This is a genomic window from Actinotalea sp. C106, from assembly GCF_023630195.1.
Classification (GTDB): Bacteria; Actinomycetota; Actinomycetes; order Actinomycetales; family Cellulomonadaceae; genus Actinotalea.
The window spans coordinates 1-3,760 of sequence record NZ_JALPKN010000293.1; the positions used below are offsets into that span (position 1 = coordinate 1).

2 protein-coding genes are annotated in these 3,760 nt (G+C 71.6%); both read right to left on the reverse strand.

What is annotated here, in order from left to right; translation table 11 throughout:
- Positions 1-175 precede the first annotated feature (175 nt).
- Complete coding sequence (locus L0B03_RS15130) at positions 176-2,254, reverse strand: bifunctional aldolase/short-chain dehydrogenase (RefSeq protein WP_250447285.1); 2,079 nt, start codon at positions 2,252-2,254, stop codon at positions 176-178.
- 4 nt (positions 2,255-2,258) lie between these two features.
- Positions 2,259-3,455, reverse strand: a complete 1,197-nt coding sequence (rhaI, locus tag L0B03_RS15135; protein ID WP_374204970.1) for an L-rhamnose isomerase — start codon at positions 3,453-3,455, stop codon at positions 2,259-2,261.
- Positions 3,456-3,760: the final 305 nt, after the last annotated feature.

The window sequence follows — 3,760 nt, forward strand, 5'->3', positions numbered from 1 at the left end:
CGCCCCCCGCAACGCCGCGCCTCCCGGCGGGCAGGGCGACCGGGCCGTTGGGGAAGCGGTTGACCTCGTGCAGCTCGACCCGCTGCTCACCGGCCTCGCCGAGCACCCGCCCCACGACCACCCGGCCGCTGGACGCCCCGAGGTCGACCGCCGCGAACGTACCCATGCCACCCCCCTACCGCAGGAAGGCCGCGGCCACGCCCGAGTCGACCGGGACGTGCAGGCCCGTGGTCTGGACGAGGTCGGGGCCGGTCAGCGCGAAGACCGCCGCGGCGACGTGCTCGGGGAGCACCTCACGCTTGAGCAGGGTCCGCTGGGCGTAGTAGGCACCCAGCTCCTCCTCGGGCACGCCGTAGGTCGCGGCGCGCTGCGCGCCCCAGCCGCCCGCGAAGATCCCCGAGCCGCGCACCACGCCGTCGGGGTTGACTCCGTTGACGCGGATGCCGTGGGCCCCGAGCTCGGCCGCGAGGAGCCGGACCTGGTGGGCCTGGTCGGCCTTCGTCGCCGAGTAGGCGATGTTGTTGGGCCCGGCGAACAGGGAGTTCTTCGAGGCGATGTAGACGATGTCCCCGCCGAGCTTCTGGGCGATCATCGCGCGGGCCGCCTCACGCGCCACGAGGAAGGACCCACGGGCCATGACGTCGTGCTGCAGGTCCCAGTCCTTGGCGGTGGTCTCGAGCAGCGGCTTGGAGATCGACAGGCCGGCGTTGTTGACCACGAGGTCCAGGCCTCCGAAGGCCAGCACCGCGGCGTCGATCATCGCGCTCACGGCGGCCTCGTCGGTCACGTCGGCGTGGACGGCGACGGCCTTGTCCGGCCCGCCCAGCTGAGCGGCGACCTCCTCGGCACCCTCCATGTTCATGTCGGCGACGACCACGCAGGCCCCCTCGGCCGCGAGGCGCTCGGCGATGGCCTTGCCGATCCCCGAGCCGGCCCCCGTCACCAGCGCGACGCGGGTGGCCAGGGGCTTGGGGGCGGGCATCCGCTGGAGCTTGGCCTCCTCGAGGGCCCAGTACTCGATGCGGAACTTCTCAGCCTCGTCGATCGGTGCGTAGGTGCTGATCGCCTCGGCCCCGCGCATCACGTTGATCGCGTTGAGGTAGAACTCCGACGCGACGCGGGCGGTCTGCTTGTCCTTGCCGAAGGAGAACATGCCGACCCCGGGCACCAGCACGATCGCCGGGTCCGCCCCGCGCATGGGCGGGGAGTCGGGGGTCTTGTTGCGGTCGTAGTAGCCCGCGTAGTCCTCGCGGTAGGCCGCGTGCAGCTCGGCGAGCCGCTCGACGACGGCCTCGACGTCGGCGTCCGCAGGCAGGTCGACCACGAGCGGCTTGACCTTGGTCCGCAGGAAGTGGTCCGGGCAGGAGGTCCCGAGCTCGGCCAGACGGCCCAGGCTCTCGCGGGCCAGGAAGTCCAGGACGACGTCGTCCTCGGTGAAGTGCCCGACCTGCGGCTTGTCGGCGCTCGCGATCCCGCGGATGGTCGGGGCGAGAGCGGCGGCCTTGGCGCTGCGCTCCTCGGCGCTCAGGGCCTCGCGACCCGGGACGACGTCGCCGAAGGGGTGCTTGCCCTCGGCCGCGAGGGCATCGGTGCGCTCGGCGATGAAGGCCTCCGCGGTGCGGATGATGTCCAGGGAGCGCTGCTCGGCCTCGTCGCTCGTGCTGCCCCAGGCGGTGATGCCGTGCCCGCCGAGGATGCAGCCGATGGCCTGCGGGTTGGCCTTCTTGATCTCGGCGATGTCCAGGCCCAGCTGGAACCCGGGGCGGCGCCACGGCACCCACACCACACGGTCGCCGAAGCACTCGCGCGTGAGGGCCTCGCCGTCGGCCGCGGTGGCGATCGCGATGCCCGAGTCGGGGTGCAGGTGGTCCACGTGGGGCGCGTCGACCAGGCCGTGCATCGCGGTGTCGATGCTCGGGGCCGCGCCGCCCTTGCCGTGCAGGCAGTAGTCGAAGGCCGCGACCATCTCGTCCTCGCGGTCGACCCCGGGGTACACGTCCACCAGGGCGCGCATGCGGTCCAGGCGCAGCACAGCCAGGTTCTTCTCCGTCAGGGTGCCCAGGTCACCACCCGAGCCCTTGACCCAGAGCAGCTCGACGGGCTGGCCGGTGACCGGGTCGGTCTCGGTGCCCTTGGCCGAGGTGTTGCCCCCGGCGTAGTTGGTGTTCCGCGGGTCCTGGCCGAGTCGGTTGGACCGCCCGACTAGGTCCGCCGCGGCCGGGTTGGTGGCAGATGTCGCGCTCTGCTGAGTCATCGGTTCAGGCTCCCCATCCGGCCTGCGCGCCACCGACGCGCTCAGCCTTGATCTTCTCGGCGTAGCCCGAGGCGGCGTAGGCAGCCATCGGGTCGGCGTCCAGGCCCTGGGACTCGCGCAGCTCGACGAGCAGGGGGCGGACGTCGGTGTTGTAGGCATCCATGAGCAGGCCGTTCGCTCCCAGCACGTCCCCGGACTGCTGGGCCGCGTGCAGGGCGTCGGCGTCCACGAGGAGCGCCTTGGCGGTGGCCTCCTGGACGTTCATGACCGAGCGGATCTGCCCCGGGATCTTGGGCTCGATGTTGTGGCACTGGTCGAGCATGAAGTTGACCCCCGAGTCAGGGGCCAGAGCACCGGAGCTGACGATCTCGTGCATGATCCGGAACAGCTGGAACGGGTCCGCCGAGCCGACCATGAGGTCGTCGTCGGCGTAGAACCGCGAGTTGAAGTCGAAGGCCCCCAGGCGCCCGGCGCGCAGCAGCTGGGCGACGATGAACTCGATGTTGGTGCCCGGCGCGTGGTGGCCGGTGTCCAGGACCACCATGGCCTGCTCGCCCAGGGCCAGGCAGTGCAGCAGCGAGGTGCCCCAGTCCGGCACGTCCATCGAGTAGAAGGCCGGCTCGAAGAACTTGTACTCGAGGATGATCCGGTGCTCGGGGTCCAGGCCCGCGTAGACCTCGGCGAGCCCCTCGGCGAGGCGGTCCTGGCGGGCCCGCAGGTTGTCCTGGCCCGGGTAGTTGAGGCCGTCGGGCAGCCAGATCTTGAGGTCGGTGGACCCGGTCGCGCGCATCACGTCGATGCACTCGAGGTGGTGGGCCACGGCCTTGGCGCGGACGCGGGCGTCGGGGTGCGTGAGTGACCCGAGCATGTAGTCGTCGTCCTGGAAGAGGTTGGAGTTGATCGCCCCGATGCTCACGCCCTGCTCGGCGGCGTGCGCCGAGAGCGTGGCGTAGTCGTCGGTCTTGTCCCACGGGATGTGCAGGGAGACCCGGGGGGCGACACCGGTGTACCGGTGCACCTGGGCGGCGTCGGCCACCTTCTCGAACGGGTCCCGCGGCACGCCCTCCTGGGCGAAGACCTTGAACCTGGTGCCCGAGTTGCCGAAGGCCCAGCTGGGCAGCTCGATCGTCTGCTGTGCGAGCGCCCCCAGCGCCGCTGCTCGTCGGTCTGCGGTACCCGACGTCGTCGTCCCCGTGCTCACGTTGTTGTCCCTCACATCACCCTTGGTTGACGTCCCACGGCACTGTGAAACGTTTCAGACCGCACGCTACCCCCGCCCCAGAACCCCGGTCAACACTCGCCCACCCAGCACCGACCCCTCCCCCACCTCCCCCGCGTCCCGCCTCCCCCGTTTCCCGCCTCCCCCGCCGTCGAGATGTCACTCCTTGCCGCTACGCCCCGGAAACCAACAGCCAAGAAGTGACATCTCGACGGGCGCGGCGGACGCGGCGGGGTGGGCGGGGGGGCGGGCGGAGCAGGCGCGGGCGCAGCGGGGCGCGGGGGGCA

What these genes read in the sequence shown, in the direction of transcription:
- L0B03_RS15130 (WP_250447285.1), bottom strand. Translation starts at nt 2,254, where the DNA reads ATGACTCAGCAGAGCGCGACATCTGCCACCAACCCGGCCGCGGCGGAC.